Source organism: Embleya sp. NPDC005971 (assembly GCF_040629175.1).
Taxonomy (GTDB): Bacteria; Actinomycetota; Actinomycetes; order Streptomycetales; family Streptomycetaceae; genus Embleya.
In genome coordinates this window covers 1-23455 of record NZ_JBEXUX010000030.1, presented here as the reverse complement: position 1 = coordinate 23455, position 23455 = coordinate 1, and the positions used below count along the sequence as shown (strand labels likewise).

At 70.9% G+C, this 23455-nt stretch carries 18 protein-coding genes; 8 read left to right on the top strand and 10 right to left on the bottom strand.

What is annotated here, in order from left to right; all coding sequences use genetic code 11:
* Window positions 1–19: 19 nt before the first annotated feature.
* The 3 genes from valS to ABZ374_RS25190 all read right to left on the bottom strand — a co-directional run bounded on the left by valS (window position 20) and on the right by ABZ374_RS25190 (window position 3968).
* A complete protein-coding gene (valS, locus tag ABZ374_RS25200) occupies window positions 20–2629 on the bottom strand; it encodes a valine--tRNA ligase (protein WP_360314744.1) in 2610 nt (869 codons plus the stop codon).
* Window positions 2630–2845: 216 nt separating this feature from the next.
* Window positions 2846–3052 carry a DUF397 domain-containing protein gene (locus tag ABZ374_RS25195; RefSeq protein ID WP_360314742.1) on the bottom strand — a complete coding sequence of 69 codons (207 nt, stop codon included), beginning with the start codon at window positions 3050–3052 and terminating at the stop codon, window positions 2846–2848.
* Between the two features lie 10 nt (window positions 3053–3062).
* Complete coding sequence (locus ABZ374_RS25190) at window positions 3063–3968, bottom strand: helix-turn-helix transcriptional regulator (RefSeq protein ID WP_360314740.1); 906 nt, start codon at window positions 3966–3968, stop codon at window positions 3063–3065.
* A gap of 292 nt (window positions 3969–4260) precedes the next feature.
* On the opposite strand from ABZ374_RS25190, the gene ABZ374_RS25185 reads away from it, so the two are divergent.
* Complete coding sequence (locus ABZ374_RS25185; protein ID WP_360314738.1) at window positions 4261–4746, top strand: hypothetical protein; 486 nt, start codon at window positions 4261–4263, stop codon at window positions 4744–4746.
* Window positions 4747–4759: 13 nt separating this feature from the next.
* Here ABZ374_RS25185 and ABZ374_RS25180 read toward each other — a convergent pair whose 3' ends face one another.
* Window positions 4760–5545 carry an ATP-grasp domain-containing protein gene (locus tag ABZ374_RS25180; RefSeq protein WP_360314736.1) on the bottom strand — a complete coding sequence of 262 codons (786 nt, stop codon included), beginning with the start codon at window positions 5543–5545 and terminating at the stop codon, window positions 4760–4762.
* Between the two features lie 96 nt (window positions 5546–5641).
* Between ABZ374_RS25180 and ABZ374_RS25175 the strand changes: the two genes are divergently transcribed.
* Complete coding sequence (locus ABZ374_RS25175) at window positions 5642–6778, top strand: FHA domain-containing protein (protein ID WP_360314734.1); 1137 nt, start codon at window positions 5642–5644, stop codon at window positions 6776–6778.
* A gap of 394 nt (window positions 6779–7172) precedes the next feature.
* Complete coding sequence (locus ABZ374_RS25170; protein ID WP_360314732.1) at window positions 7173–7892, top strand: M50 family metallopeptidase; 720 nt, start codon at window positions 7173–7175, stop codon at window positions 7890–7892.
* 118 nt (window positions 7893–8010) lie between these two features.
* Here the strand turns inward: ABZ374_RS25170 and ABZ374_RS25165 are convergent, their stop codons facing one another.
* The 3 genes from ABZ374_RS25165 to ABZ374_RS25155 form a co-directional block, all read right to left on the bottom strand.
* A complete protein-coding gene (locus ABZ374_RS25165; protein ID WP_360314730.1) occupies window positions 8011–8445 on the bottom strand; it encodes an SRPBCC family protein in 435 nt (144 codons plus the stop codon).
* Window positions 8446–8547: 102 nt separating this feature from the next.
* Window positions 8548–10398, bottom strand: coding sequence for a TerD family protein (locus ABZ374_RS25160; protein ID WP_360314728.1), 1851 nt, complete (start codon window positions 10396–10398; stop codon window positions 8548–8550).
* A 134-nt stretch (window positions 10399–10532) separates the two neighbouring features.
* Window positions 10533–11645, bottom strand: coding sequence for an LLM class flavin-dependent oxidoreductase (locus tag ABZ374_RS25155; protein ID WP_360314726.1), 1113 nt, complete (start codon window positions 11643–11645; stop codon window positions 10533–10535).
* A gap of 117 nt (window positions 11646–11762) precedes the next feature.
* Here ABZ374_RS25155 and ABZ374_RS25150 point away from each other — a divergent pair, with 117 nt between their 5' ends.
* Window positions 11763–12656, top strand: a complete 894-nt coding sequence (locus ABZ374_RS25150) for a helix-turn-helix domain-containing protein (RefSeq protein ID WP_360314724.1) — start codon at window positions 11763–11765, stop codon at window positions 12654–12656.
* 334 nt (window positions 12657–12990) lie between these two features.
* Entirely contained in the window at window positions 12991–14304 is a 1314-nt protein-coding gene (locus tag ABZ374_RS25145) for an ammonium transporter (protein WP_360314722.1), read from the top strand.
* Between the two features lie 63 nt (window positions 14305–14367).
* Here the strand turns inward: ABZ374_RS25145 and ABZ374_RS25140 are convergent, their stop codons facing one another.
* A complete protein-coding gene (locus ABZ374_RS25140; RefSeq protein WP_360314720.1) occupies window positions 14368–14754 on the bottom strand; it encodes a hypothetical protein in 387 nt (128 codons plus the stop codon).
* A gap of 38 nt (window positions 14755–14792) precedes the next feature.
* On the bottom strand, window positions 14793–17306 hold the full coding sequence (locus ABZ374_RS25135; RefSeq protein WP_360314718.1) for a DUF3516 domain-containing protein: 2514 nt from the start codon (window positions 17304–17306) through the stop codon (window positions 14793–14795).
* A 220-nt stretch (window positions 17307–17526) separates the two neighbouring features.
* Between ABZ374_RS25135 and ABZ374_RS25130 the strand changes: the two genes are divergently transcribed.
* On the top strand, window positions 17527–17910 hold the full coding sequence (locus tag ABZ374_RS25130) for a hypothetical protein (RefSeq protein WP_360314716.1): 384 nt from the start codon (window positions 17527–17529) through the stop codon (window positions 17908–17910).
* A 230-nt stretch (window positions 17911–18140) separates the two neighbouring features.
* Here the strand turns inward: ABZ374_RS25130 and ABZ374_RS25125 are convergent, their stop codons facing one another.
* On the bottom strand, window positions 18141–19340 hold the full coding sequence (locus ABZ374_RS25125; RefSeq protein WP_360314714.1) for a CoA transferase: 1200 nt from the start codon (window positions 19338–19340) through the stop codon (window positions 18141–18143).
* Window positions 19341–19524: 184 nt separating this feature from the next.
* Here ABZ374_RS25125 and ABZ374_RS25120 point away from each other — a divergent pair, with 184 nt between their 5' ends.
* Both ABZ374_RS25120 and ABZ374_RS25115 read left to right on the top strand, forming a co-directional pair.
* Window positions 19525–20682 carry a hypothetical protein gene (locus ABZ374_RS25120; RefSeq protein WP_360314712.1) on the top strand — a complete coding sequence of 386 codons (1158 nt, stop codon included), beginning with the start codon at window positions 19525–19527 and terminating at the stop codon, window positions 20680–20682.
* Between the two features lie 249 nt (window positions 20683–20931).
* Window positions 20932–22161, top strand: a complete 1230-nt coding sequence (locus tag ABZ374_RS25115) for a styrene monooxygenase/indole monooxygenase family protein (RefSeq protein WP_360314710.1) — start codon at window positions 20932–20934, stop codon at window positions 22159–22161.
* Window positions 22162–23455: the final 1294 nt, after the last annotated feature.

The following is a 23455-nucleotide window of genomic DNA, read 5'->3' as shown; positions in this document are numbered from 1 at the left end:
CGTCGAACCCGGTCGGTGATCATCCCCGGAGGCCGACCTCCACCATGAGCGGGCCCTCCGCCGGCACCGGATCGATACGGGCGATGTGTCCGGCCGCGCGCAGGTCCGTCTCGATCAGGGCCACCCGGGCCAGGTCGGCCGGGTCGCCGGTGACCGTGAGCACCGCCACCTCGGCACGCATCGAGACCTGCGCGGCGGACTTGGCCTTGCGCACGCCGGCGATCAGTTCGGACGCGATGCCCGGCAACGCCCGGTCGGCCGCCGGTGGTTGCGGCGCGGGCCAACCCGCCCGATGCACCGAGCCGGGCTGCCACCACGACCACACCTCCTCGGTCGCGAACGGCAACACCGGCGCGAGCAGTCGCAGCAGTACGGACAGCGCACTCGCGAGTGTGGCCCGAGCCGACTCGGCACCCGCCGGCGAACCGGCCTCGCCGTACGCACGGGCCTTGACCAACTCGACGTAGTCGTCGCAGAAGTACCAGAAGAACCGCTCGGTGCGCGCCAACGCCCGGGCGTAGTCGTAGTCCTCGAACGCCTCGGTCGCCGCGCGGGCCACCTCCGCCAACTCGGCGAGCAGGGCCAGGTCGAGCGGTTCGCACACCGCCGCGGGGGCTTCGGTCGGGTCGGGTGCCCCGGCCGCGTCGGGCGCGTGGGCGGCATCGGGTGCCTGGGCCGCGCCGATCGAGAGCACGAACCGGCCGACGTTGAGCAGCTTGATCGCGAGCCGCCGGCCGACCTTCATCTGGCCGACGTCGAACGCGGTGTCCACCCCGGGCCGGCCGCTCGCCGCCCAGTAGCGCACCGCGTCCGAGCCGTGTTGCGCGAGCAGGTCGACCGGAGTGACCACGTTGCCCTTGGACTTGGACATCTTCTTGCGGTCCGGGTCCAGGATCCAACCGGAGATCGCCGCGTGTGCGAACGGCAGGCTGTGGTTCTCCGCATCCGCCCGCACCACGGCGGAGAACAACCAGGTACGGATGATCTCGTGCGCCTGTGGGCGCAGGTCCATCGGGAAGACCCGGGCGAACAGATCCTCGTCGCGCCCCCAACCGCCCGCGATCTGCGGCGTGAGCGAGGACGTCGCCCACGTGTCCATCACGTCCGCGTCGCCGACGAACCCGCCCGGCTCGCCCCGCTGTTCCGCCCGGTAGCCGGGCGGCACGTCGGTATACGGGTCGATCGGCAGATCCGCCTCGGCCGGCCGCAACGGCATGTCGTGGCGCGGTGATCCGGTCTCGTCCAACGGATACCACAGCGGCACCGGGACGCCGAAGAAGCGCTGCCGGCTGATCAGCCAGTCGCCGTTGAGGCCCTCGACCCAGGTGTCGTAGCGGACCTTCATGTGCGCGGGGTGCCAGGTCAACTCGGCGCCTCGGGCCAGCAGTCGGTCGCGCAGGTCCGCGTCGCGCCCGCCGTTGCGCAGGTACCACTGCCGGGTGGTGACGATTTCGAGCGGCTTGTCGCCCTTCTCGTAGAACTTGACCGCGTGCGTGATCGGTTTCGGTTCGCCGACCAGTTCGCCGCTCTCGCGCAACATCGCCACGATCCGCTCGCGCGCGGTGAACACGGTCGCGCCGGCCAGCCGGGCGTACGCGCGGACCGCCTCGGGGGTGTCGAGCCCGGCCGGTGGATCGCTCCGGAAGCGGCCGTCCCGACCGAGCACGGCCCGTGTGTTCAGACGTAGTTCACGCCACCAGGTGACATCGGTGGTATCGCCGAACGTGCACACCATGGCGATCCCGGAACCCTTCTCCGGGTCGGCCAGCGGATGCGCGTAGACCGGCACCGGCACCCGGAACAGGGGGGTGCGCACGCTGCTCCCGAACAGGTGGGCGTAGCGCGTGTCGTCGGGATGCGCGACCAGTGCGACGCACGCGGGCAACAACTCCGGCCGGGTGGTGGCGATTTCCAGCGCGTCGCCGGTCGGCCCGCGAAACACCAGTCGGTGGAAGGCACCGGGACGCTCCCGGTCCTCCAACTCGGCCTGGGCGACCGCGGTGCGGAAGGTGACGTCCCACAGCGTGGGCGCCTCGGCCGGATAAGCCTCGCCGCGCTCCAGGTTGCGCAGGAAGGCCCGCTGGGAGGCGGTGCGCGAAGCCGTGTCGATGGTCTGGTAGGTCATCGTCCAGTCGACGGACAAGCCGAGCAGCCGCCACAGTTCCTCGAACGCCTTCTCGTCCTCGTGGGTCAGTTGCTCGCAGAGTTCGATGAAGTTCCGGCGGGAAACGGGGATTTGCCGGCCGGCCGACTTCTTGTCCGGCTTGTCGTCCGACTTCCCGTCCGGCTGCTCGGGCGGCACGAAGTCGGCGTCGTAGGGCAGCGCGGGGTCGCAGCGCACGCCGAAGTGGTTCTGCACCCGGCGCTCGGTGGGCAGGCCGTTGTCGTCCCACCCCATCGGATAGAAGACCTCGCGTCCGCACATCCGCCGGTAGCGGGCGACGGCGTCGGTGTGGGTGTACGAGAACACGTGTCCCACGTGCAACGATCCGCTGACCGTGGGCGGCGGGGTGTCGATCGAGTAGATCTCCGCGCGGGTCCGGCTCCGGTCGAAGCGGTATACGCCCGTCTCTTCCCAGACGCGCGACCATTTCGCTTCCAGCCCGTCGAGCGTGGGCTTGTCGGGCATGCGGGGGGATCCGGAGGGGGCGACCATGCCCCCGGAGCGTACCGGGAGCCGGGGCTGGACTCGACCCGATTCCGGCGCGGCGCGGGCGTGGCGTGGCGGATCGCGGCGTCGGGGGTGCGGCGCGGTGGGTCGGCGGGCCGCCCTTCGGGGGGTGGGGCGGCCCGCCGGCCTCGGTCGGGGGTGGTCGGTCGGGGGTGGTCGGTCGGGTGGCGTCGGTCAGGGGTTGGTGCGCAGGGTGCCGACGAAGGTGGTCCAGGGGGTGTGGGCGAGGGTCAGCATGCCCACGGCCGGGTCCTTGCTGTCCCGGACGTCGACGGTGCCGTCCGGGTGCGGGCGAATCTCGGTGCAGTCCCCGTTCTGCATGCTGTAGGAGCTTTTGGCCCAACGGGGCGCGGTGTTCGCGGACATGGCGTTGTCGGACATGGCGTTCTTCCTACTCAGTCGGCGAGTCGCTCCGGTCGCGAGTGACTCGGTCTGCGAGGTGCTGGGCACTGGCCGCGATGAAGGCTTCGGACTCGACGGGGCTGAGGGCGATGCCCCGCAAGTCGGCGAAGACCTTGCCGTAGTGAGCGGTGTCCTGGGCTCTTTCCAGGTACGCGTGGCTGGTGATGTTCTCCAGCGAAACCACTTCCATCCCCGACGGGGGAGGGAATCCGTAGATCGAGAACGGCGTGGGGCCGCCCGGATAGGCGCCTGCCGAAAAGGGTAGTACTTGCACGGTCACGTTCGACAGTCGCGCAATTTCGATCAAGTGAACGAGTTGCTCGCGCAGAACCCGTCGTCCGCCCACTTCCTGGCGCAGCGCGGCCTCGCCGATCACCATCAGCACCTCCAGCGGCGCCGGTTCCTCGCGGGTGAGCACACGTTGTCGATCCAGCCGTACCCGGACCCGGGTGCGGCATTGTTCGTCGACCGGACCCACGGTGCCGCCGCGGATCACCGCCGTGGCGTACTCCTCGGTCTGGAACAGTCCGGGAATGATGCTCGGCTGGAACCCCAGGCAGGACGCCACCTCGGCCTCCAGGCCGATCAAGTCCAGGAAGTCCTGCGGCAGTCGATCGGCGAGGTCGCGCCACCAGCGTTGTCGACGACCCTCGCGGGCCAGCGCCAGCCAGCCCTCGCGCGCGGCCGAATCGCGTACCTCGTACAGGTCGAGCAGCGCCTTCAGATCGAGTGCGCGGATCCCGCTGCGGCCGGACTCGATCCGGCTGACCTTCGCGGGATGGCAGGAGAGGGCGTCGGCGGCGTCCTCGAGCAGTAGCGACCTGTCCTCGCGCAGGCGGCGCAGGTTGGCGCCCAGAACACGTCTGCGCACTGTGGGGTATTGCTCGGCGCCCATGGGTCCTCCCGATCCGGCAAGCCCGAACGAGGTCCGGAAACCAAGCTCGAACAACCTGAAGACCCCCGACACACGCAGATTTCCGAGGGGTCGTCCGTGTGCGCCGTCATGGTACTCATGTCCGACACGCTGCAAGTCGAGTGAGTTGTTTGACTTGCACTTATTGCGCTCACCGAGGACGCTACTTACAGCGACTCCTCGACCACTCGGCAGGGGATCCGCGAGTGACCGGTCGCGCCTTTTCCCGACCATTGGGAGGCGAGGGAACGTGCTGCAGGAGCAAGATGCCGGCGTGAACCAGGCAGGCATCGCGTGGATCAGCGCCGCCACCCGCGATCCGCGCGACACGCGGTACACCTGGCTGACCAACCCCGGCGCACGCCGCGCGGCGGACACCGGCCGGCTGTTCGACGCGGTCGTGATGCGGGCCCGACTGGGCGCCGTCGTACTGGATCTGCTCACCGCCGCGGCCGAGCCCACCGGCGCGGTGATCGCCGAGGAGCACGCGGGCAAGTGGGCCTACCTGGTCGGGCCCGGCAGCGCCGAGGTGTGGCTCGCTGCGGTCGGCCCGGCCGACGGCACGCGATACCACTACGTCGGCCACGGCGGCTGCCTCACCCTGCCCGGCCCGCGCCCCTACCCCGGCTCGTCGATGACCTGGATCGTCCCCCCGGGCCTGGGCACCAACCTGACCTGCGTCACCAGCCTGGCCGCCGTCTACCTGGCCGCCGAGGCCGCCGGACCCGACCCCCGCTCCAGACCCGGGCCCACCCCGTGACGCGCGACGCCGGTCACGGCTGGGATCGAGGGCGGACGAAGCGTCGATCGACGGTGGGCAGGGCGGTTCGCGGGCCGGCTGCGGCCAGGACGGTGTCCAGGCAACGGGTGGGGTCGGCGGCGTAGCTGTTGCTGAACCAGGCCATGTTGGCCTCGACCACGACCCAGTGCTCCTCGGCGGAATCGGCGGTACCGGCCAGGCCGACGTCAACGACCACCGCGCCGGGCAGGTCGGCGTCCGGGTGGGCGAGCAACTCGGCCGCGAAGGAGAGTAGTTCGCCGGACCGAGGATCCTCGGTGAGCGGCAGCGGGTCGAGTCGGCCGAAGGTCGCGTAGCGCGAACCGGTGTGCACGACGCCGTCCAGTACGAACAACCGGTACTCGACGACGAATGTCCGGATCTCGCTGAGAAGGACCGGCGTCCGACCGGGCACGGTCCGCGGCAGCCGGGTGCCGTCGGCGTACACGGCCGCCTCGAACGACTTGTCGCTCGGCGGCTTGACGAAGACCGGCGTTCGCAACCGGCGCGCCTCGTCCATGGTCGTCGCCGTGATCTCCCGCCGCGTCCAGCGCTCGGGCAGCGTGCTCAGCCAGTGGTCGGCCGGCTCCAGCAGGGCCACGTCCAGCGAATCGACCACCGTGTCGGCGAATCGGGGGCCGCCGTAGTAGGCCGCGGATCCGCGCAGGTCGGGACGCGGGCCGGTGAGCACCGCGACGGACATTCCGCGCGCGACGGCGGCCCGGGCCAACAGGTCGGCGGTCGGGGTGGTTTGGGCGGACAGGGCCAGGGTCTGGATCACGGTGGCACGTTAGGGCGTGTAGCCGAGCGGGGCGACCGGGTTTCGGATAGGAATTGGGCGAGGCTCGATCAGGGGGACGATGTGTGGGACGCGATCGTGGATGTGGCCAATGTGTGTCACTCCGAAGAGCTGTATCCGATCGGCGAGAAGGGGCCGTTTCTGGCCCGTCTGGACGCCGTCGTGGACGCTTGGCGGGCTCGGCACGGCGCCGACGTCCGGATCGAACTCGTCGCGGACAAGGCGTTGTTGCACGCGCTGGACGCGACCGATCGACGCGACCTGCGGCGGCGCGTGGCCGACGGCGAGGTGACCCTGCGCCCGGTCGCCGACACGCTCGTCCTCGAACGCGCCGAGGCCGACGGGCTGCACGTGCTCAGCGGCGACTTCTTCCTCGATTTCCGACGCCGGCATCCGTGGATCCCGGCACACCCGGAGCGGTTCCATCACTGGCACCAGGACGCCCGGGGAGTGCGGTTCGTGCTGCGCGGAATCGGGGCGGAACGGGAGCGGGGGCGGGGGGATTTCGAGGACGGGGCGGGCGCGGGGCATCGGGGCGGGGAGGCCACGGGGTTCCGGGGCCGAGAGGTCGCGGGTGGCGACGAGGTCACGGCCGGCGGGGAGTTCGCGGGGCTTCGGGACGAACACTTCGACCCTGGCGAACACCCGGGGATCGCGAACACCCGGTGGCGATGCGAGGAGCCGCTGTGTGTGTACGCGCGCATGTGGACGGGCCGGCTCCCGGTCTGGCCCCGCGTGGATGCCCGCGCGGGGGCGGTCTGCCCGGAGTGCGCGAGCCCGCTCCGAGCGCTGGGGCCCCGGCGGCCGACCCGGCAGGTCGAGCTGGCCGACCACGCCACCGGCGAGCCGATCGAGCGCCTCCCGCTGGAATTGGGCAGCAACCTCGTACTCGGCCGGGGCCGGATCGCGAACGGCTACGACCTGGGCAGCCGACAGGACCGCTTCGGCGAGGCGGTGCGGTATGTGAGCCGCCAACACGTGCTGTTGCGCTTCGCGGAGGGGCGGGCCGGCGAGCACGTGTTCGCCGTCGACCTGGGCTCCTCCAACGGCACGGAAATCGAGCGATGGAACGGCTCGACCCACGAACCCGGCCGCCCACTCGACGCGGACACGGAGGAACTCCTCGCCCCCCACGACCGACTCGTCCTGGGCGGCGGGGTACGCGTCGAGCTCCCACAACACCACCTCGACCCAACAAACGAACCACCGAGGTAAGGAAACCGAAGCAAGACCGACAAACGAAGCCACACAGTCCCCAAGCGCAACGACCCCGCGAGCGCGCCGCACCGCACCCACCCCGCGAGCGCAGCAAGCCGGCCGACCCACTTCGCAACCGCAACAAACCAGCCGACCCACCCCGCGAGCACAACGCAGCGACCCACCCACCCCGTCAGCGCAACGAACCCGGCCGGCCCACCCCGCGAGCTCAGCGCAGCAGACCGCACCCGGCCGGCCCCCGCCGTGGGCGCGGGGAGGCGTGGGGTGTTGGTGGGGGTTCGGGTTGGCGACAGTCGCGTTACAGGGGGGTTGGGGTGGGGGTGGACGGGGCGAGGCGGGCGGTAGCGTTCGCGGCGGGGGTCGGGGACGGAAGTCGGACGAGAGGGGTGGCGTGAGCAGCGTCGACACGGTGTCGTTGCAGGATCTGTGGGACCGGGTGATCGGGACCCAACCGGATCCGCCGAGTTGGCTCGCGCTCGTGACCGGGGCGGTCGCGGTCGTGGTGGTGTTGTATCGCCCGACCTGGCGGCCGTTGCGGTCGGTGGTGACGATCGCGCACGAGGGTGGTCACGCGATGGTCGCGCTGCTCAGCGGGCGTCGATTGTCCGGGATCCGGCTGCACTCGGATACCTCGGGCGTGACCGTGTCCGTGGGCAGGCCGCGCGGCCTGGGGATGGTGCTCACCGCGATGGCCGGCTACATCACGCCGTCCCTGTTGGGCGCGGGTGGCGCGGCGCTGCTCGCGGGGGCGCACATCACCATGGTGTTGTGGGTGGCGCTGGTGTTGCTCGCGCTGATGTTCATCGCGATACGCAACTGGTTCGGCGCCCTGGTGCTGCTGGTGACCGGCGGGGTGATCTTCGCGATCTCCTGGCTGGCCAGTGCGCGGATCCAGGCGGCGTTCGCCTACCTGTTGGTGTGGTTCCTGCTCGTGGCCGGGGTACGGCCGGTGCTCGAACTCCAGCAGATGCGCAGCCGCGGGCGGGCCCCCTGGTCGGACGCGGACCAGCTCGCCGACCTGACCCGGATCCCCGGGGCGGTGTGGGTCGGCTTCTTCGGGCTGGTCTCGGCCGCGGCCCTGGGCCTCGGCGCGGGCTCGCTGCTCACCTGACCGTCGGGACCGGTCCCCGATCCCCCGCCGGGTTCCACGAACCCGCCGGCGGATCGAACGCACGTCCCGGCCCGACGCAGGCCGGCTCCGCCTGGAGGCGGGGCCGGCCTGCGTCTGCTCAGAGTGCGTCGGGGAGCTTCGCGAGCACGCCGTCGTAGATCCGCTTGAGCCCGGCCGGCGCGAAGGTCTTCTCGAAGAAGCCCCCGATGCCGCCGGCCCCGTTCCACACCGTGACGATCTCGACCCGGCTGCCCGCGCCGTCCGCCGACACGGTCCAGGTGGTGACCATCGACGAGTTGGCGTCGGTCTCCACCAGCGTCAGGGCGGCCGGCTCGGTGACCGTCACCAGGCAGTCGCGCGAGCGCTTGCTCGTGGCCTGCAGGCGCCAGTGCGCCACCGTGCCGGCACCCTTGCCGCCCTCGCGCACGTCGTACTCCGAGAAGTGCTCGGTGAGCAGCTTGGGCCGCACGGCCGCGTAATCCGCGACGGCCGCGAAAACCGCCTCCGGTTCCGCCGCCACAGTCGTGTGTGCGGTTGCCCTGACCTGCGCCATGACCACTCCTTGCCCTCGATTGCTGTCGGCCGGGTCAAGCAAACCACTCCACCGCCCGGGCACCGAATCGTGCTCCGGTTACCCGCCGGTCGGCACGGGGTCTCAGGCGATCTCCACGCCGAACGAGCCGGCCAACCCGGCCAGGTCGAACTCGTAGCCCTGACCCTCCGTACGGAACTTCCACCCGACACCGTGGCGGTAGAACGTGCCGAGCAGCAACACCCGTTCGACCGTGGCGGCGTCGAGCACCGAGCGGCGGAACGAGGTGGCCTGGAACGGCGCCACGTCGATCTCGATCGGCCCGACCGCCGCGAACGTGCTCGTCCCGTCGACCGAAGCCGCGACCACGACGCGATGTACGTCACGTGGCAGCGCATCCAGTTCGAGGGTGACGGTCTGCTCGGCGGGGCCGGACGCGTCCAGTGCGACCACGTCCAGCGGGGCGACCGGCTGGTTCCAGAACACGAAATCGGAATCGCCGCGTACTCGTTCGTGCTCGTCCAGCAGGAACGCCACGATGTCGATGTCCTCGTCGGGGCGATCCCACGCCCACGAGGCGTTCAGGATCCACCGGCCGGGCCGGGCGTCGCCGGGCAGTTGCACCGCACCGCCGCGCGGAAGGTTGCTCGCGCTCGCACCGGGGCCGGAGGAGGCGGGGGCGGGGGTCGGCGCCTCGGTCGGTGCCGCCCGCCACTGGGCTTCGGTCAGGCAGACCGCGCCGAACGCCTGGGCCCGGGCGATCCGGGGATCGCTCGCCGCGCCGGGCAACACCAGCACGGTGTCCACGGTCGAGGTGAGGTTGATCCGGAGCCGGGCGCCCGATTCGCTCACGAGTTGGCGCACCCGGCCGCCCTCGGCGTGCTCGTCCCGGCCCTGGAGAACCAGGACCTGACGCACCGTCGGGCGGGTGGACGGCGGCGACGGAGTGTCGGCCACCCCCGAGACGGGTGCGGGTTCCGGCTCGGGTTCCGGCTCCGGGCGTGGGGCCGGGACTCGCACCGGGGCGGATCCGGCGATCGGGGTGCCCGGGTGCACCCGGGCCAACAGCCGCAGGTAGGTGGCCTCGTCGATCACCGGCGTGCCCAGGCGCGCGGCCGTACGGTTCTTGCCGCTGCCGCTGCCCGGGTCCTCGGTCACCAGGACGGAGGTCTTGCCGCTGACCGAAGTCGCCACGTACAGACCGGCCTCGGCCGCCTGTCGCTCCAACTGCTCGCGCGCATGGCCCGCGCCGCCGGTGAAGGCCACCCGCATGCCCTGGACCAGACCGACCGCGAGGTCGAGCCGGCCCGGATTCGTCCACGGGCAGGGCGCCTTCGGCCCGGCGGCCCGCTCCGGGATCCGCTTGCGCGCCGCCGCCCCGCGCCGCAGCCCGGAGCCGCTGTCGGGCACGGCCAACGGCAGCGGCAGGCCGGCCCCGGCCGCCTCGTGCAGGCCGTACCGGAAGATCTCACCGAGCACCCGCGCGTCGTCCACCGCGTCGTGCGCGCGCAGTTGGCGGACCCGGTAGTGCGCCGCGAGGGTGGCCAGCTTGTAGTCGCCGATCGGCAGTTCCAGATGTCGCGCCAGCGCCATCGTGCACAACCGTCGGCGCATCGGCCACGGCGTGTCCAGCCGGCGGTACTCCGAGGTCAACATCCCCCAGTCGAACGGCGCGTTGTGCGCGACCAGCACCCGCCCGTCCAGGTACTCGGCCAAGTCGTCCGCGATCCGGTCGAACGTGGGCGCGCCCGCGAGCCGTTCCGGGGTCAGTCCGTGGATGTGCACCGGCCCGGGATCCCGTTCCGGGTCCACCAGCGTCGACCACCGGTCGGTCACCGTACCGGCTCGATCGAGCAACTCCACGGCGACCGAGACGATGCGATCCGAACTACGGAGCCCGGTGGTCTCCACGTCCACCACCGCGTAGTCGCTCGGGTAGTCGGCGGGCCAGTGGGCAAGCGGTGTGACTGTCACCCAGGGACCGTACAACGCATCGCTCGAACGCGCTTGGTGAGCACCGGAATCGAGGGATCGTCCGGCCGGATCGCACATCCTGGCGTCGCGCCTCGCGGGCTGCGGGGCACGGGACGCGCAACACGGGTCGGGCGTCAGGTGTTCGGCTGGTACTTCTCCAGTTCCGGAATGACTTCCTTGCCCAGGATTTCGATCGTCCGCATGATGTCGCGGTGTTCCAAAAAGCCCCACTGGACGTAGCAGATCAGCTCGTCCACGCCCAGGTCGGCGTAACGCTTCATCTTGCGGATGCAGGTCTCCACGTCGCCGATCACGATCATGTCCGCCGCGTCGAAGGTCTCCACCGGCACGGTGCCTTCGAACATCGGCTTCAGGAGCGGGAAGGTCTTGTCCTGTTCGGCCGGGGAGAGGTGCGGCAGTTCCCATTCGAGGGTGAACATCGCCAGGTTCTTGTACCACCACGCGACCGAGTCCCAGACCCGCCGGTCGATCTGCTTGCGTCCGGTCGTGTGCACCAGGGTGTAGGCCGCGACCTTGTTCGTGGTCACCTCGGTCAGCGGCGTCGGGGTCTGTGCCGCCGCCCGGTAGGCGGCCACCTGGGCGGCCATCGTCTCCAGCGGCTGCATGATCGAGAAGGACAACATGCCCAACCCGTTGCGGCCGGCGATCTCCGCCGAGCCCTGTGACGTGGCGGCCATCCAGCACGGCGGGTGCGGGTCCTGGAACGGTTTGGGCGTGACCATCCGGCGCGGGAAGGAGAAGCGCTCCGACTCGTACTCGAAGTACTCCTCGCGCCACATGCCGGTGACGATCTCGATCGCCTCGCGCCAGTCGTCCCGCGAGCGGGCGATGTCCACGCCGAACGCGGTCTGCTCCATCGGGGTGGACCGACCGGTCCCCCACTCGACCCGGCCGCCGGACAGGATGTCCACGGTCGCGACCTTCTCCGCGATCCGCTGCGGCGGCGTGAACCCGAACGGGGTCAGCGTGACGCCGAAGCCCATCCGGATCCGCTCGGTGATGCCTGCCAGGTGACCGAGGAAGACCTCGGAGGCCGGCATGTGCGAGCGGCCCTCGCGGAAGTGGTGCTCCACCGCCCAGACGGTGTTGAAGCCCATCCGGTCGGCCAGCCGGATCTGCTCGACCGCCTCGCGATACGCACGCTGTTCCTCGCGCCGTTGGCCGTACGGGTGTTCACCGTGCCACGGGCGCGGCACGTCCACTTCGTAGAGCACGTCGAGCTTCATCGCGGACTCCATTTTCGATATATTGAAAAATGTTTTCGAATCCCGTATTTCGTGGTCCCGAGTGTGACCCGCCGAGGTACCGGCCACAAGGTGCCCGGGGGTCGGAGAGTCGCCGTCATGGTTCGTCCCGCCCTGGCCGCCGGTCGTGCGGTCGAGATTCTGAACTTCTTCGCCGCGCATCCGGGCGGCGCGTACACGCTGTCCGAGCTGCACGCCGCGCTCGGCATCAATCTCGCGTCCGCGTTGTCGGTGCTCCAGGCACTGGAGGACGCCGGATATCTGGTGCGGCATCCGCGCCGCAAGACCTACGAGTTGGGTCCGGCCCTGGTCGCGCTCGGGGACGCGGCGCTGCGCGGCAACCCGGCGGTGGACCTGGCTCGCGGCCAACTGCGGGAGATGGCGGACGAGTTCGACACCGAGGTGATCGCCAGCGTCGCGGTGGGCGACGAGATCGTCATCCTGGCCGTCGAGGGCCGGCCGCAACTGGCCTCCGCCGACGTGCGGGTGGGGCAGCGGTTGCGGATGGTGCCACCGCTGGGCCAGGTCTTCCACGCCTGGTCCACGCCGGCGGAGGTGGACGCGTGGCTGGACCGGCTGGACGAACGGGTGCGCGGTACGGCCCGGATCCACCTGCCGCCGACGCTGGCGGCGGTGCGCGAGCGCGGCTACTCGATCACCCTGGACAGTCCGACCCGGACCCGGATCGGCGACACGCTGGAGCGGATGGCCGAACACCCGTGCGAGGCGACGCTGTTGCGCGACCGGTTGGCCGAGTTGGCCGCCGCGCTCGGGGAGGAGGAGTACGAGCTGGTCGCGGTCGACCCGGACACCGTCTACGACATCTCGACCCTGGTCGCCCCGGTCTTCGACGCCGCCGGCCGGGTCGCGGTCGCGCTGACCGTGAACGGTCTCAAGGGGGTGACCGGTCGGCGGGTGACGGGCCACGGCGAGCGGTTGGGCGCGGTCGCCCGGCTGGTCACCCGACGGTCGGGCGGCCGGGCACCGGAGTAGGGCCGGGGGCGGGGCGGGAGCGGGGCGGGGACCGAGACAGGGTCCGGATGGGTGCCGCGAGGTGGGCGATGCCTGCCGCGGCTGCGCTGCTTGCGTGCGTGGTGTTTCGGATCGGTGCCGTGCGGGTGTGTTTCGGATCGGCGCTGCGCGGGTGTGTGTTTCGTGAGCGTGTCGGGGCGCTCACCGTGTGAGCACTCGCTCACCGTCGGGCAATCCGCGCGTAACACGGGGCCGGTTCCTTAACCCGCGCGTAACACCGAGGTATACGGCAGGAAACCCGGGCTGCCCACCCTGACCACAGTCCCCGACCCGATCAGGCCCATGAGGGAGCCGCATGACCGTCGCGACCGACGCCCCGAACGCCGGAGACACCGCGTGGTTGCTGGTGGCCACGGCGCTCGTGCTGCTGATGACCCCCGCCCTGGCGATCTTCTACGGCGGCATGGTCCGGGCCAAGAGTGTGCTCAACATGCTGATGATGAGCTTCGTGGCGATCGCGGTGGTGACCGTGGTCTGGATCGCCTTCGGCTACAGCCTGGCCTTCGGCGGCGATGTGGGCGGCGGGCTGCTCGGTGATCTCGGCGACGTGTTCATGGCCGGCACCAAGCCGACCGACCTGCACGGCACGGTGCCCGAGCTGCTGTTCATGGCGTTCCAGTTGACCTTCGCGATCCTGACCGTGGCGCTGATCTCCGGTGCGATCGCCGACCGCACCCGGTTCAAGGCGTGGGTGCTCTTCTGCGCGGTCTGGGTCATCTGCGTATACGTGCCGCTGGCGCACTGGGTGTGGGGGCCGAACGGCTGGATCGCGCACCGGCTCGGCGCACTCGACTTCGCGGGCGGCCTGGTGGTCGAGATCAACTGCGGCGCGGCGGGTATGGCGGTGGCCCTGGTACTCGGCCCGCGGATCGGCTTCAAGCGTGATCCGATGCGACCGCACAACCTGCCGCTCGTGGTGCTCGGGGCCGGATTGTTGTGGTTCGGCTGGTTCGGCTTCAACGGCGGCTCGGCGCTGGGCGCGAACGGCCTGGCCGCTCAGGCGCTGGTGAACACGCAGGCGGCCGGGTGCACCGCGCTGCTCGGCTGGCTGGCGGTGGAGAAGCGCCGGGACGGGCACGCCACCACGCTCGGGGCGGCCTCCGGCGCGGTCGCGGGCCTGGTCGCGATCACCCCCGCCTGTGGCGTGGTGGATCTGCCCGGCGCGATGGCGATCGGCCTGGTCGCGGGGGTGCTGTGCAGCTTCGCGGTGGGTTGGAAGCACCGCTTCGGCTACGACGACTCGCTCGACGTGGTCGGCGTGCACTACGTCGGCGGGGTGGTCGGTACGTTGCTGATCGGCCTGTTCGCCGCCGCCGACGTCACCGGCGGGCCGGCGGGCCTGCTGCACGGTGGCGGCCTCGCGCTGCTGGGCAAGCAGGTGGTGGCGATCGTGGTGGTGACCGCGTTCTCCTTCGGCGTCACGTACACGATCGCCAAGGTGATCGACCGCACCATCGGCTTCCGCGCCCACGCCGACCACGAGCAGGTCGGCCTGGACCTGGCCGTACACGCCGAAACGGCCTACGACCTCACCGCCTTCGCCGGCACCAAGCGCACCCCCACCCCCCGCCCCACCTCGAAGCCGGCAAACGACCTGGACCTGGGCTGACCTCGCCGGCCGGGGATCACGGGCCGGCGAATCGGGCGGGTCGGCCGAGGGCGGGTCGCCGGTTCAGCGGAGGGGTCGGCGGGTGAGGAGGGCCGCCGTGGCGAGGGTGGCCAGGGCGGCGGCGGTGGGCAGGGCTGCTCGGCGGGCGAGTTTTCGGGTGTTGTGGTGGTCGAAGATCGCGCCGCTGGACTGGAACGAGAAGGCGGACCAGACCGACTGGGCCGAGAACGCCGAGGCCACGCCCAGGTAGGAGCCGATCGAGGCGGCCGACAGGGTCGAACCGATCGACCCGGCGGACAGGGCGGAGCCGACCGAACCGATCGACAACACCGAGCCGACCGAGCCGATCGAGAGCACCGAACCCTCGGAGGCGATCGACAACACCGAGTTGTGCGAACGCCAGGACAGGATCGAACCGTGGGCGTCGACGCCGGACCGCTTCTTCGTCATCGGCCCAGTCTGCCCGACCGCCGCGCACCCGGACGAGTTCACATGCGATCGACCGCGACCACCCGCAGCACCGCGCGCCCGGTCTCGTCCGACTCGGTCAGGTCCACCTCGGCGGTGATCCCCCAGTCGTGGTCCTGCGCCGGGTCGTCGAAGACCTGACGGACCCGCCACGCCGAGTCCTCCTTGGTGATCTGCATGAGCTTGGGGCCGCGCGCGTCGGGACCGGTACCGATCGAGTCGTGCTCGTCCCAGTAGTCCTCCAACGCGTCCTGCCAGCGCTCCGCGTCCCAGTTGCCGTCGCCCTCCTGCTCGGACAATTCGCCGAGCTGGAAGTAGCGCCGCAGGGCCGCGAGTTCCACCCGGCGAAAGAGCGCGTTGCGGACCAGGACCCGAAACGCCCGCTCGTTCGCGGTGACCGGCGTGGTGCGGCCCTCGATGTCGTCGAGTTCCTCCTGGGTCGCATCCGGGTTGGCCAGCTTCTCCCACTCGTCGAGCAGGCTGGAGTCGACCTGTCGGACCAACTCGCCCAGCCACGCGATCAGATCGTGCAGGTCCTCGTTCTTCGCGTCGTCCGGCACGGTCTGGTTGAGCGCCTTGTAGGCGCTCGCCAGGTAGCGCAGCACGATGCCCTCGGTGCGCGCGAGTTCGTACCAGCCGACGTAGTCGCCGAAGGTCATCGCCCGCTCGTACATGTCCCGCACGATCGACTTGGGCGACAGCGGGTGGTCGCCGACCCACGGGTGGCTGCGCATGTAGATGGCGTAGGCGTGTTCGAGCAACTCTTCGAGCGGGCGCGGGTATTGGATGTCGGCGAGCCGCTCCATCCGCTCCTCGTACTCGATGCCGTCCGCCTTCATTTGGCCGACCGCCTCGCCCTTGGCCTTGTTGAGCTGCGCGGCGAGGATCTGGCGCGGGTCGTCGAGGGTGGCCTCGACCACCGAGAGCACGTCGAGCGCGTAGGTCGGCGCCTCCGGGTCGAGCAGGTCGAAGGCGGCCAGCGCGAACGTGGACAGCGGCTGGTTGAGCGCGAAGTCGGCCTGGAGGTCCACGGTGAGCCGAACGATCCGACCCTCCTCGTCCGGAGCGTCGAGCTTCTCCACCACGCCGCCGTCCAGCAGCGAACGATAGATCGCGATCGCCTGCCGGATGTGCCGCAACTGCTGGGCTCGCGGCTCGTCGTTGTCGACCAGCAGGTGCCGCATCGCCTCGAACGCGTTGCCGGGCCGGTTGATCACCGCGAGCAGCATCGCGTGGGTGACCCGGAAGCGCGACGCCAACGGCTCCGGCTCGGCCTCCTGAAGCCGGGTGTAGGTCTCGTCGTTCCAGCCCACGAAGCCCTCGGGGGCCTTCTTGCGGACCACCTTGCGGCGCTTCTTCGGGTCGTCCCCGGCCTTGGCCAGCGCCTTGATGTTCTCGATCTCGTACTCGGGAGCCTGCGCGACCACATTGCCCACCGTGTCGAAGCCGGCCCGCCCGGCCCGCCCGGCGATCTGGTGGAACTCGCGCGCCCGCAGCCGGCGCACCCGCTGGCCGTCGTACTTGGACAGCGCGGTGAACAGCACGGTACGGATCGGCACGTTGACCCCGACGCCGAGCGTGTCGGTACCGCAGATCACCTTGAGCAGACCGGCCTGGGCCAGCCGCTCGACCAGCCGGCGGTACTTGGGCAGCATGCCCGCGTGGTGCACGCCGATCCCGTGTCGCACCCAGCGCGAGAGCTGCCGGCCGAACTTGGTGGTGAACCGGAAACCGCCGATCACCGACGAGATCTGATCCTTCTCCGCCCGCGTGCACATGTTGATGCTCATCAGCGACTGGGCCCGCTCGACCGCCGACGCCTGGGTGAAGTGCACGATGTAGACGGGCGCCTCACGCGTGGTCAGCAGTTCCTCGATGGTCTCGTGCAGCGGGGTGACCCGGTAGGAGAAGTACAGCGGGACCGGGCGCGTGGCCGACTTGACGATCGCGGTGGTCCGGCCGGTGCGTCGCTTCAGGTCGCCCTGGAAGCGGTCCATGTCGCCGAGCGTGGCCGACATCAGCAGGAACTGCGCCCTGGGCAGCTCGATCAGCGGGATCTGCCAGGCCCAGCCCCGGTCCGGGTCGCCGTAGTAGTGGAACTCGTCCATCACCACGAAGCCGACATCCGCGTCCGCGCCGTCGCGCAGCGCGATGTTGGCCAGCACCTCGGCGGTACAGCAGATGATCGGCGCGGTCGCGTTGACCGAGGCGTCGCCGGTCATCATGCCGACGTTCTCGGTGCCGAACTGGGCGACGAGGTCGAAGAACTTCTCCGAGACCAGCGCCTTGATCGGCGCGGTGTAGAAGCTGCGCTCCTTGCGCGCCATCGCGGCGAAGTGCCCGCCGGCGGCGACCAGGCTCTTCCCCGAGCCGGTCGGCGTGTTGAGGATGACGTTGTTGCCCGAGACAAGCTCGATCAGCGCCTCTTCCTGCGCGGGATACAGGGTGAGGCCACGCTCCTCGGCGTACGACGCGAAGGCTTCGTACAGGGCGTCGGGGTCGGCCTCGGCGGGGAGCAGATCGATGAGAGTCACAGGCTCTATCCTGCCTGCTCGCGCGCCCGGGCCCGGACGCAACCCGGATACCGCCCACCCGCGCACGTCGCGCGCCCCGCCGGCGGAGCACTTCCGGTGACGCGTGTCACATCCGTAGAGTCGCCGTGATCATCTGCCGCCGGAAACAGGGGTGTGTGTGAGGCCGGTACGACAGATGGGCCGAGTGGGCCGAGTGGGCCTCGTGCTTCTCATGGGTCTGATGTCGACCGGCGCTCTCCTCGGTTGTACGGCGCCCACTTCGCCGCGCACGTTGACCGCGGTCGCGCCCGCGCACAACCCGGAGGCGGACCCCGACGGCATGAGCTGGACGGTCCGGCTGGGCGGCCGGATCCAGACGCAGCGCAACTACCGCCTGGTCGTCTCGACCGACCCCCGCGCGGTCGACGCGGTGACCGACGGTGGCGTGGACCCCGCCGTGTGGGACAGCGGCGTGGTCCAGTCCGCCGAGCACATCGGCGTGCGCCCCTTCGGCCTCCGCGTCGAGAGGGGCGAGACGTACTACTGGAGCGTGCGCGTCCAGGACCACGAGGGCCACGACTCGGGCTGGAGCGCCCGAGACCAGTGGACGGTCTTTCGGGCCTGAGGAATCGGGAGCGGCGCGATCGGGCCGGTCGGGCGTTCGAGGACGCCTCTACACAACGCGACGGCACCGCGGCCGGCAAGCCCGACCACACCGATCGGCCCGACCACACCGACTCGGCCCGCCCGGCGTTCGAGGACGACCGGGCCGACAGGCCCGGGCAAGCCCGAATCAGCCCGTCCGGCGTTTGCGGACGAGGCGGCCGCAGTCCCCACGGCCGCCGCCCGCGGGGCCTAGCAGACGATCTTGGCCGCCCGTAGTTCGGCCACCCGGTCCGTGTCGAGGCCCAGTTCGGCGAGGATCGCGTCCGTGTCGGCGCCGAGCGTGGGGGCCGGTGTGCCCAACCGCGCGGGTGTACCGCCGAACAGCGCCGGATGCCGGGGCTGCCGCAGCCGACCGGCGGTGGGGTGCACATCGTCCTCCAGCACGCCGACGGCGGCGATGTGCGGGTCGCCGGCGAGATCGGCGGGGCCCAGTACGACCCCGCACGGCACGTTCTGCGCCTCCAGGCGGGCGATGCCCTCGGCGACGGTGAGCTTGGTCGCGGCCTCGTGGCAGCGGGTCACCAACGCGTGGCCGACCTCGCGGTTGCGCCGGCGCTCGGCGATCGTGGCCACCCGGGGGTCGTCGTACCCGTCGACGCCGAACGCCCGACACATGCCGGCGAAGTCCGCGTCCGAGGTGGGCGTGGCGATGCCCCAGCCGTCCAGGAAGGCGTACGGGCGTACGTCCGCGACGAAGCTGCCGGGTTGGCTGCCGTCGCCGTCGCGCAGCACGTCGTTGCCGGCCGAGTCGACCCACATGAAGGAGATCACCGCGTCCAGCATGGACAGTTCCAGATGTTGGCCGCCGCGTCCGCGCTCGCGGGCGTACAGGGCCGCGGTGATCGCCTGCGCGGCGGTGAGCGCGGTGACCTTGTCGGCGAGGGCCTGGTTGGAGAACCTCGGGCGGTCGGTCTGCGGGTCCTTCTGGTTCTCGGCGATCCCGCCGTACGCCTGGATCACCGTGTCGTAGGCGCCTTTGCCGGCGTACGGCCCGTGCGCCCCGAAGCCGGAGATCGAGCAGTAGACGAGGTCGTCCCGCCGCACGTCGGGGTAGCCCAGGCCGAGCCGTTCGGCCACGCCGGGCCGCCAGTTCTGCACCACCACGTCGGCCCGCGCGATCAGTTCGCGCACCAGGTCGCGGCCCCGGTCGGTGCGCAGGTCCACCGCGACGCAGCGCTTGCCGCGGTTGCACATCTGGTAGAGCGCGCTGATGCCACCGGTCGCGGTGCCGATCCAGCGGGAGATGTCGCCGATCCCCGGGCGTTCGACCTTGATCACGTCGGCGCCCTGATCGGCGAGCAGGGTCACCGCGTACGGACCGGTCGCGGCCGTGGACAGGTCCACGACGCGCAGGCCGGCCAGGGGTCCGTCGATCGGAACACGTTCCATGGTGGCGCTCCCCCTCCGATGTCGCTCGCGCGACGTGATTCGACGGGACCCGGTGCCTCGGATACCCGGATGACGAAAACAGGTTCTCTGTCATAGGTCAAGGCTCTGGTCTGTTGGCTGGGTCCGGCGGAGAATCCGGCAGCGTCCCGGTGCTCGGGACGCCACACCGATCCACGGAGGATTCGTGACCAACCCGATCGGGCCGCTCACCGCGGCCGACGAAGGCTTTCACCACCAGGTCGCCGAGACGTTCGCGACCGTGGCCACTACCGACCCGTCGTGGACCGAGAAGGTCTGCGCGATGGCCACGGCCCGGGACGGCAGCCTGCAACTGGGCTTCGGGCTGGGCAAGTACACGAACCGCAACGTGATGGACGGCTATGCGGGCATCTCGCGCGGCGTCGAACAGCTCACGGTCCGCGCCTCGCGCCGGTTGTCGCCCGAACCGCACACCACGACGGTGGGACCGATCCGCTACGAGGTGATCGAGCCGCTCCGGGTGGTGCGCTTCGCCCTGGAGGCGAACGAAGCCCAGCCGATCGCCTTCGACTGGACCTTCGAGGCGGCCGTCCCGGCGGTCTGCGAGGACCGTACGCACAACCGGCGCGGCTACCGCACCACCGCCGACCTGGTGCGCTACCACCAGACCGGGGTGGCCTCGGGCTGGGTCGAAGTGGACGGCGAGCGCACCGAGATCACCCCCGACACGTGGGTGTCGACGCGCGACCACTCGTGGGGCACCCGCTACGACGTGGGGGCGCCGGCGGCCGACCTGGAGCCGGCCGGGATGCCCGCCTCGATGTCGTTCCGGATGATCTGGGCGCCCATCCTGATGGAGCGGGCGGACGGCAGCCGGTACGCGTTGTTCCTGCACTACCAGATCACCAATGGGCCCGGCTTCGCACAGAAGCGGGTGATGGGCGGGGTCGAGCACCCCGACGGCCGCGTGGAGGAATGGGCCGACCTGGTACCGGAGTTGAGCTACGACCCGGCCAACCGGCGGCTGCTCGGCGGGAAGTTGCACGCGACGATGGCGGACGGTTCGACCCGGCCGCTGGAGTTGGAGGTGGTCTCGGCGACCGGCTTCCACCTCGGCGCGGGCCTGTACTTCGGCCTGGACGGCCGACACCACGGCGAGTGGCGCGGCGACCTGCACGTGGAGGGCGAGCGGATCGCGGACTGCTCGACCCCCGAACAGGCCCGCCGGCTGCACCAGATCCGGGACACGGTGGTACGGGTGACCGACCCGGTCGGCGGCGGGGTCGGCTGGGGCAACTGCCAGCCGATCGTGACGGGCGCGGACCCGGGGTTGGGGCTCACGGCGGAGTCGTCGTTCATGTAGCGGAGTCGTGGTTCATGTAGCGGAGTTGGGTCGGGTGGCGGCGCGTTGCGTGATGGCGGGCGGATCGGTGGCGGGCTGCGCGGGGCCGTGTGCGGGACGGCTGTGCGCGGGACGGCCGTATGCGGGACGGCTGTGCACGAGCCGGCCGCGCGCGGGCTGTGCGGTTTCTTTCTCGGTCGGTATTCCGCTGAACACGCAGCGCGAGCCATACGATGCTGTCGACTTTGATCAGGGGAAGGGACGTCAGCCATGCGCAGGATCCTCATCGTCGGTGCCGGCCAATCGGGGCTCCAACTCGGCCTGGGGTTGCTGGCCCACGGCTACGACGTGACCGTGATGACCGAGCGGACTCCCGACGAGATCCGCGCCGGGCGAGTGACCTCGACGCAGATCATGATGCCGTCGACGATCGCGCTGGAGCAGCCGCACGGCCTGGACCTGTGGTCGGATCGCGTGCCGCCGATCGACCGGGCCGGGTTCACCATCCCCGGCCCGGACGGCACGCCGGTGGTGAACTGGCTGGGCGATCTGGGTGGCGCGCAGTCGGTCGACCAGCGGATGAAGATGCCCGCGTGGATGGACCTGTTCGTGGCCCGCGGCGGCAACCTGGTGGTGCACCCGGTCGCGGTCTCCGACATCGACTGGTACACCCGCAACTACGACCTGGTCGTGGTGGCCGCCGGCAAGGGCGAGCTGGTGTCGATGTTCGACCGCGATCACGAGAAGTCCGAATTCACCAAGCCCCAGCGGCAGTTGTCGGTGGCCTATTTCCACGGCGCGACGCCGCGCCCGGAGGTCGGGTACGCCGCGCTGCACGTCAACGCGATCCCCGGAATCGGCGAGATCATCATGTTCCCGGGCCTGACGCTGTCCGGCCCGTGCGACATCATCCTGCTGGAAGCCGTGCCGGGCGGCCCGCTGGACGTGTTCCGCAACGTACGCGACCCCGACACCCACTGGGCCGTGCTGCGGGACCTGGTCCGGCAGTTCGCGCCGTGGGACCACGACCGGATCAGCCGCGCCGAACTCACCGACCCGATGTGCGTGCTCAGCGGCGGCTTCGCCCCGATCGTGCGCAAGCCGATCGCCGAACTGCCGATGGGCGGTATCGCGTTGGGCATCGGCGACGTCCTGGTCACCAACGACCCGATCAGCGGACAGGGTTCCAACAACGCCGCACGAGCCGCCGACCTGTACCTGAACGAGATCGTCGCGCGCGGCGACCTCCCGTTCGACGCGGCCTGGATGCAGTCGGTCTTCGACGCGTTCTGGTCCCGCGCCCGACACGGCGTCAAGTTCTCCAGCTCGTTGCTCGGAGTCCCCCCGGAGCACGTCCAGATGCTGATGGGCGCGGGCAACACGTGCCCCGCCGTGTGCGACGCGGTGATGAGCGCTTTCGACAACCCGGTGGAGTTCGAGGAGTTCATGTACGACCCGGAGAAGACGATGGCGTTTTTGACGAAGGTGGGGGCGGTTTAGGGGGGTTGGGAGGTTGGGAGGTTGGGGGAGATTGGGGGGGTTGGGGGCGCCGAGATGGAAGTGGGGGCGCTTGGTCGGTTGGCGTCGGTCGCGGGGCGTAGGCGGAGGGCCCGGGTCGTGGGCGGGCCGAGGCGGGTCGTGGGCGGACGAAGTATGAGGGCGCGGGGCGTGAGCGCAGCGAGCACGTTCGGGGTGGAGCGTGGGTCGTGGGTGCGACGGGTGGGGTGGGGTGGGTCGCGGGTGTAGCGCGCGGGGCTGGGGGCTGCGGGCGGCAGGGCGACGAGCATGGCGGCCCGGGACGTGGGCGGAGCGAGCATGGCGGCCCGGGTCGTGAGCGGAACGGGCGGGACGGCCCGGATCGCGAGCGCAGCGAGCACGGCGACCCCGATCGCGAACCGAACCCCGGCGGGACCGCCCGGATCGCGAGCGCAGCGGGCACGGCGACCCCGATCGCGAACCGAACCGGCGGAACGACCCGGATCGCGAGCGCACCGGGCACGGCGACCCCGATCACGAACCGAACCGGCGGAACGACCCGGATCGCGAGCGCAGCGAGCACAGCGCCCCAGTCGCGCGGGACCGTCCGGGTCGCAAGCGCGAGCGAGCACTGCGGCCTCGGTCGTGAGCAGAACCGGCGGGATGGCCCGGGTAGCGAGCGCAACGGGACGGCGACCCCGATCGTGAGCGGAACGGGCGGGACGGCCCGAACCGGCGGGACCGCCCGGGTCGCGAGCGCAGCGAGCACGGCGGCCCGGGTCGTGAGCGGAACGGGCGGGACGACCCGGATCGCGAGCGCAGCGAGCACAGCGACCCCGATCGCGAACCGAACCGGCGGAACGACCCGGATCGCGAGCGCAGCGAGCACAGCGACCCCGATCGCGAACCGAACCGGCGGGACGACCCGGGTCACGAGCGCAGCGAGCACAGCGGCCCCGATCGCGAACCGAACCGGCGGGACGACCCGGGTCACGAGCGCAGCGAGCACAGCGGCCCCGATCGCGAACCGAACCGGCGGGACGACCCGGGTCACGAGCGCAGCGAGCACAGCGGCCCCGATCGCGAACCGAACCGGCGGGACGACCCGGATCGCGAGCGCAGCGAGCACGGCGGCCCGGGTCGTGAGCGGAACGGGTGGGACGGCCGGGGTCGCGAGCGCAGCGAGCGGGTGGGGGGCTTTCGGCGATGCAGCGCTGCTTCTATTGGGCGCCTTCGGCGCCGGCTCGCGAGGCACCACTTTTTTGTTCCGTCGCGGGCTCCTCCACAAAAAAGTGGCCCCTCGCTCGTGACTTCGTGT

Coding starts and splice junctions, on each gene's coding strand:
- valS (WP_360314744.1), bottom strand. CDS start 2,629: ATGCCCGACAAGCCCACGCTCGACGGGCTGGAAGCGAAATGGTCGCGC.
- ABZ374_RS25195 (WP_360314742.1), bottom strand. CDS start 3,052: ATGTCCGACAACGCCATGTCCGCGAACACCGCGCCCCGTTGGGCCAAA.
- ABZ374_RS25190 (WP_360314740.1), bottom strand. CDS start 3,968: ATGGGCGCCGAGCAATACCCCACAGTGCGCAGACGTGTTCTGGGCGCC.
- ABZ374_RS25165 (WP_360314730.1), bottom strand. CDS start 8,445: ATGGCGCAGGTCAGGGCAACCGCACACACGACTGTGGCGGCGGAACCG.
- ABZ374_RS25155 (WP_360314726.1), bottom strand. CDS start 11,645: ATGAAGCTCGACGTGCTCTACGAAGTGGACGTGCCGCGCCCGTGGCAC.
- ABZ374_RS25150 (WP_360314724.1), top strand. CDS start 11,763: ATGGTTCGTCCCGCCCTGGCCGCCGGTCGTGCGGTCGAGATTCTGAAC.
- ABZ374_RS25145 (WP_360314722.1), top strand. CDS start 12,991: ATGACCGTCGCGACCGACGCCCCGAACGCCGGAGACACCGCGTGGTTG.
- ABZ374_RS25140 (WP_360314720.1), bottom strand. CDS start 14,754: ATGACGAAGAAGCGGTCCGGCGTCGACGCCCACGGTTCGATCCTGTCC.
- ABZ374_RS25130 (WP_360314716.1), top strand. CDS start 17,527: ATGTCGACCGGCGCTCTCCTCGGTTGTACGGCGCCCACTTCGCCGCGC.
- ABZ374_RS25125 (WP_360314714.1), bottom strand. CDS start 19,340: ATGGAACGTGTTCCGATCGACGGACCCCTGGCCGGCCTGCGCGTCGTG.
- ABZ374_RS25115 (WP_360314710.1), top strand. CDS start 20,932: ATGCGCAGGATCCTCATCGTCGGTGCCGGCCAATCGGGGCTCCAACTC.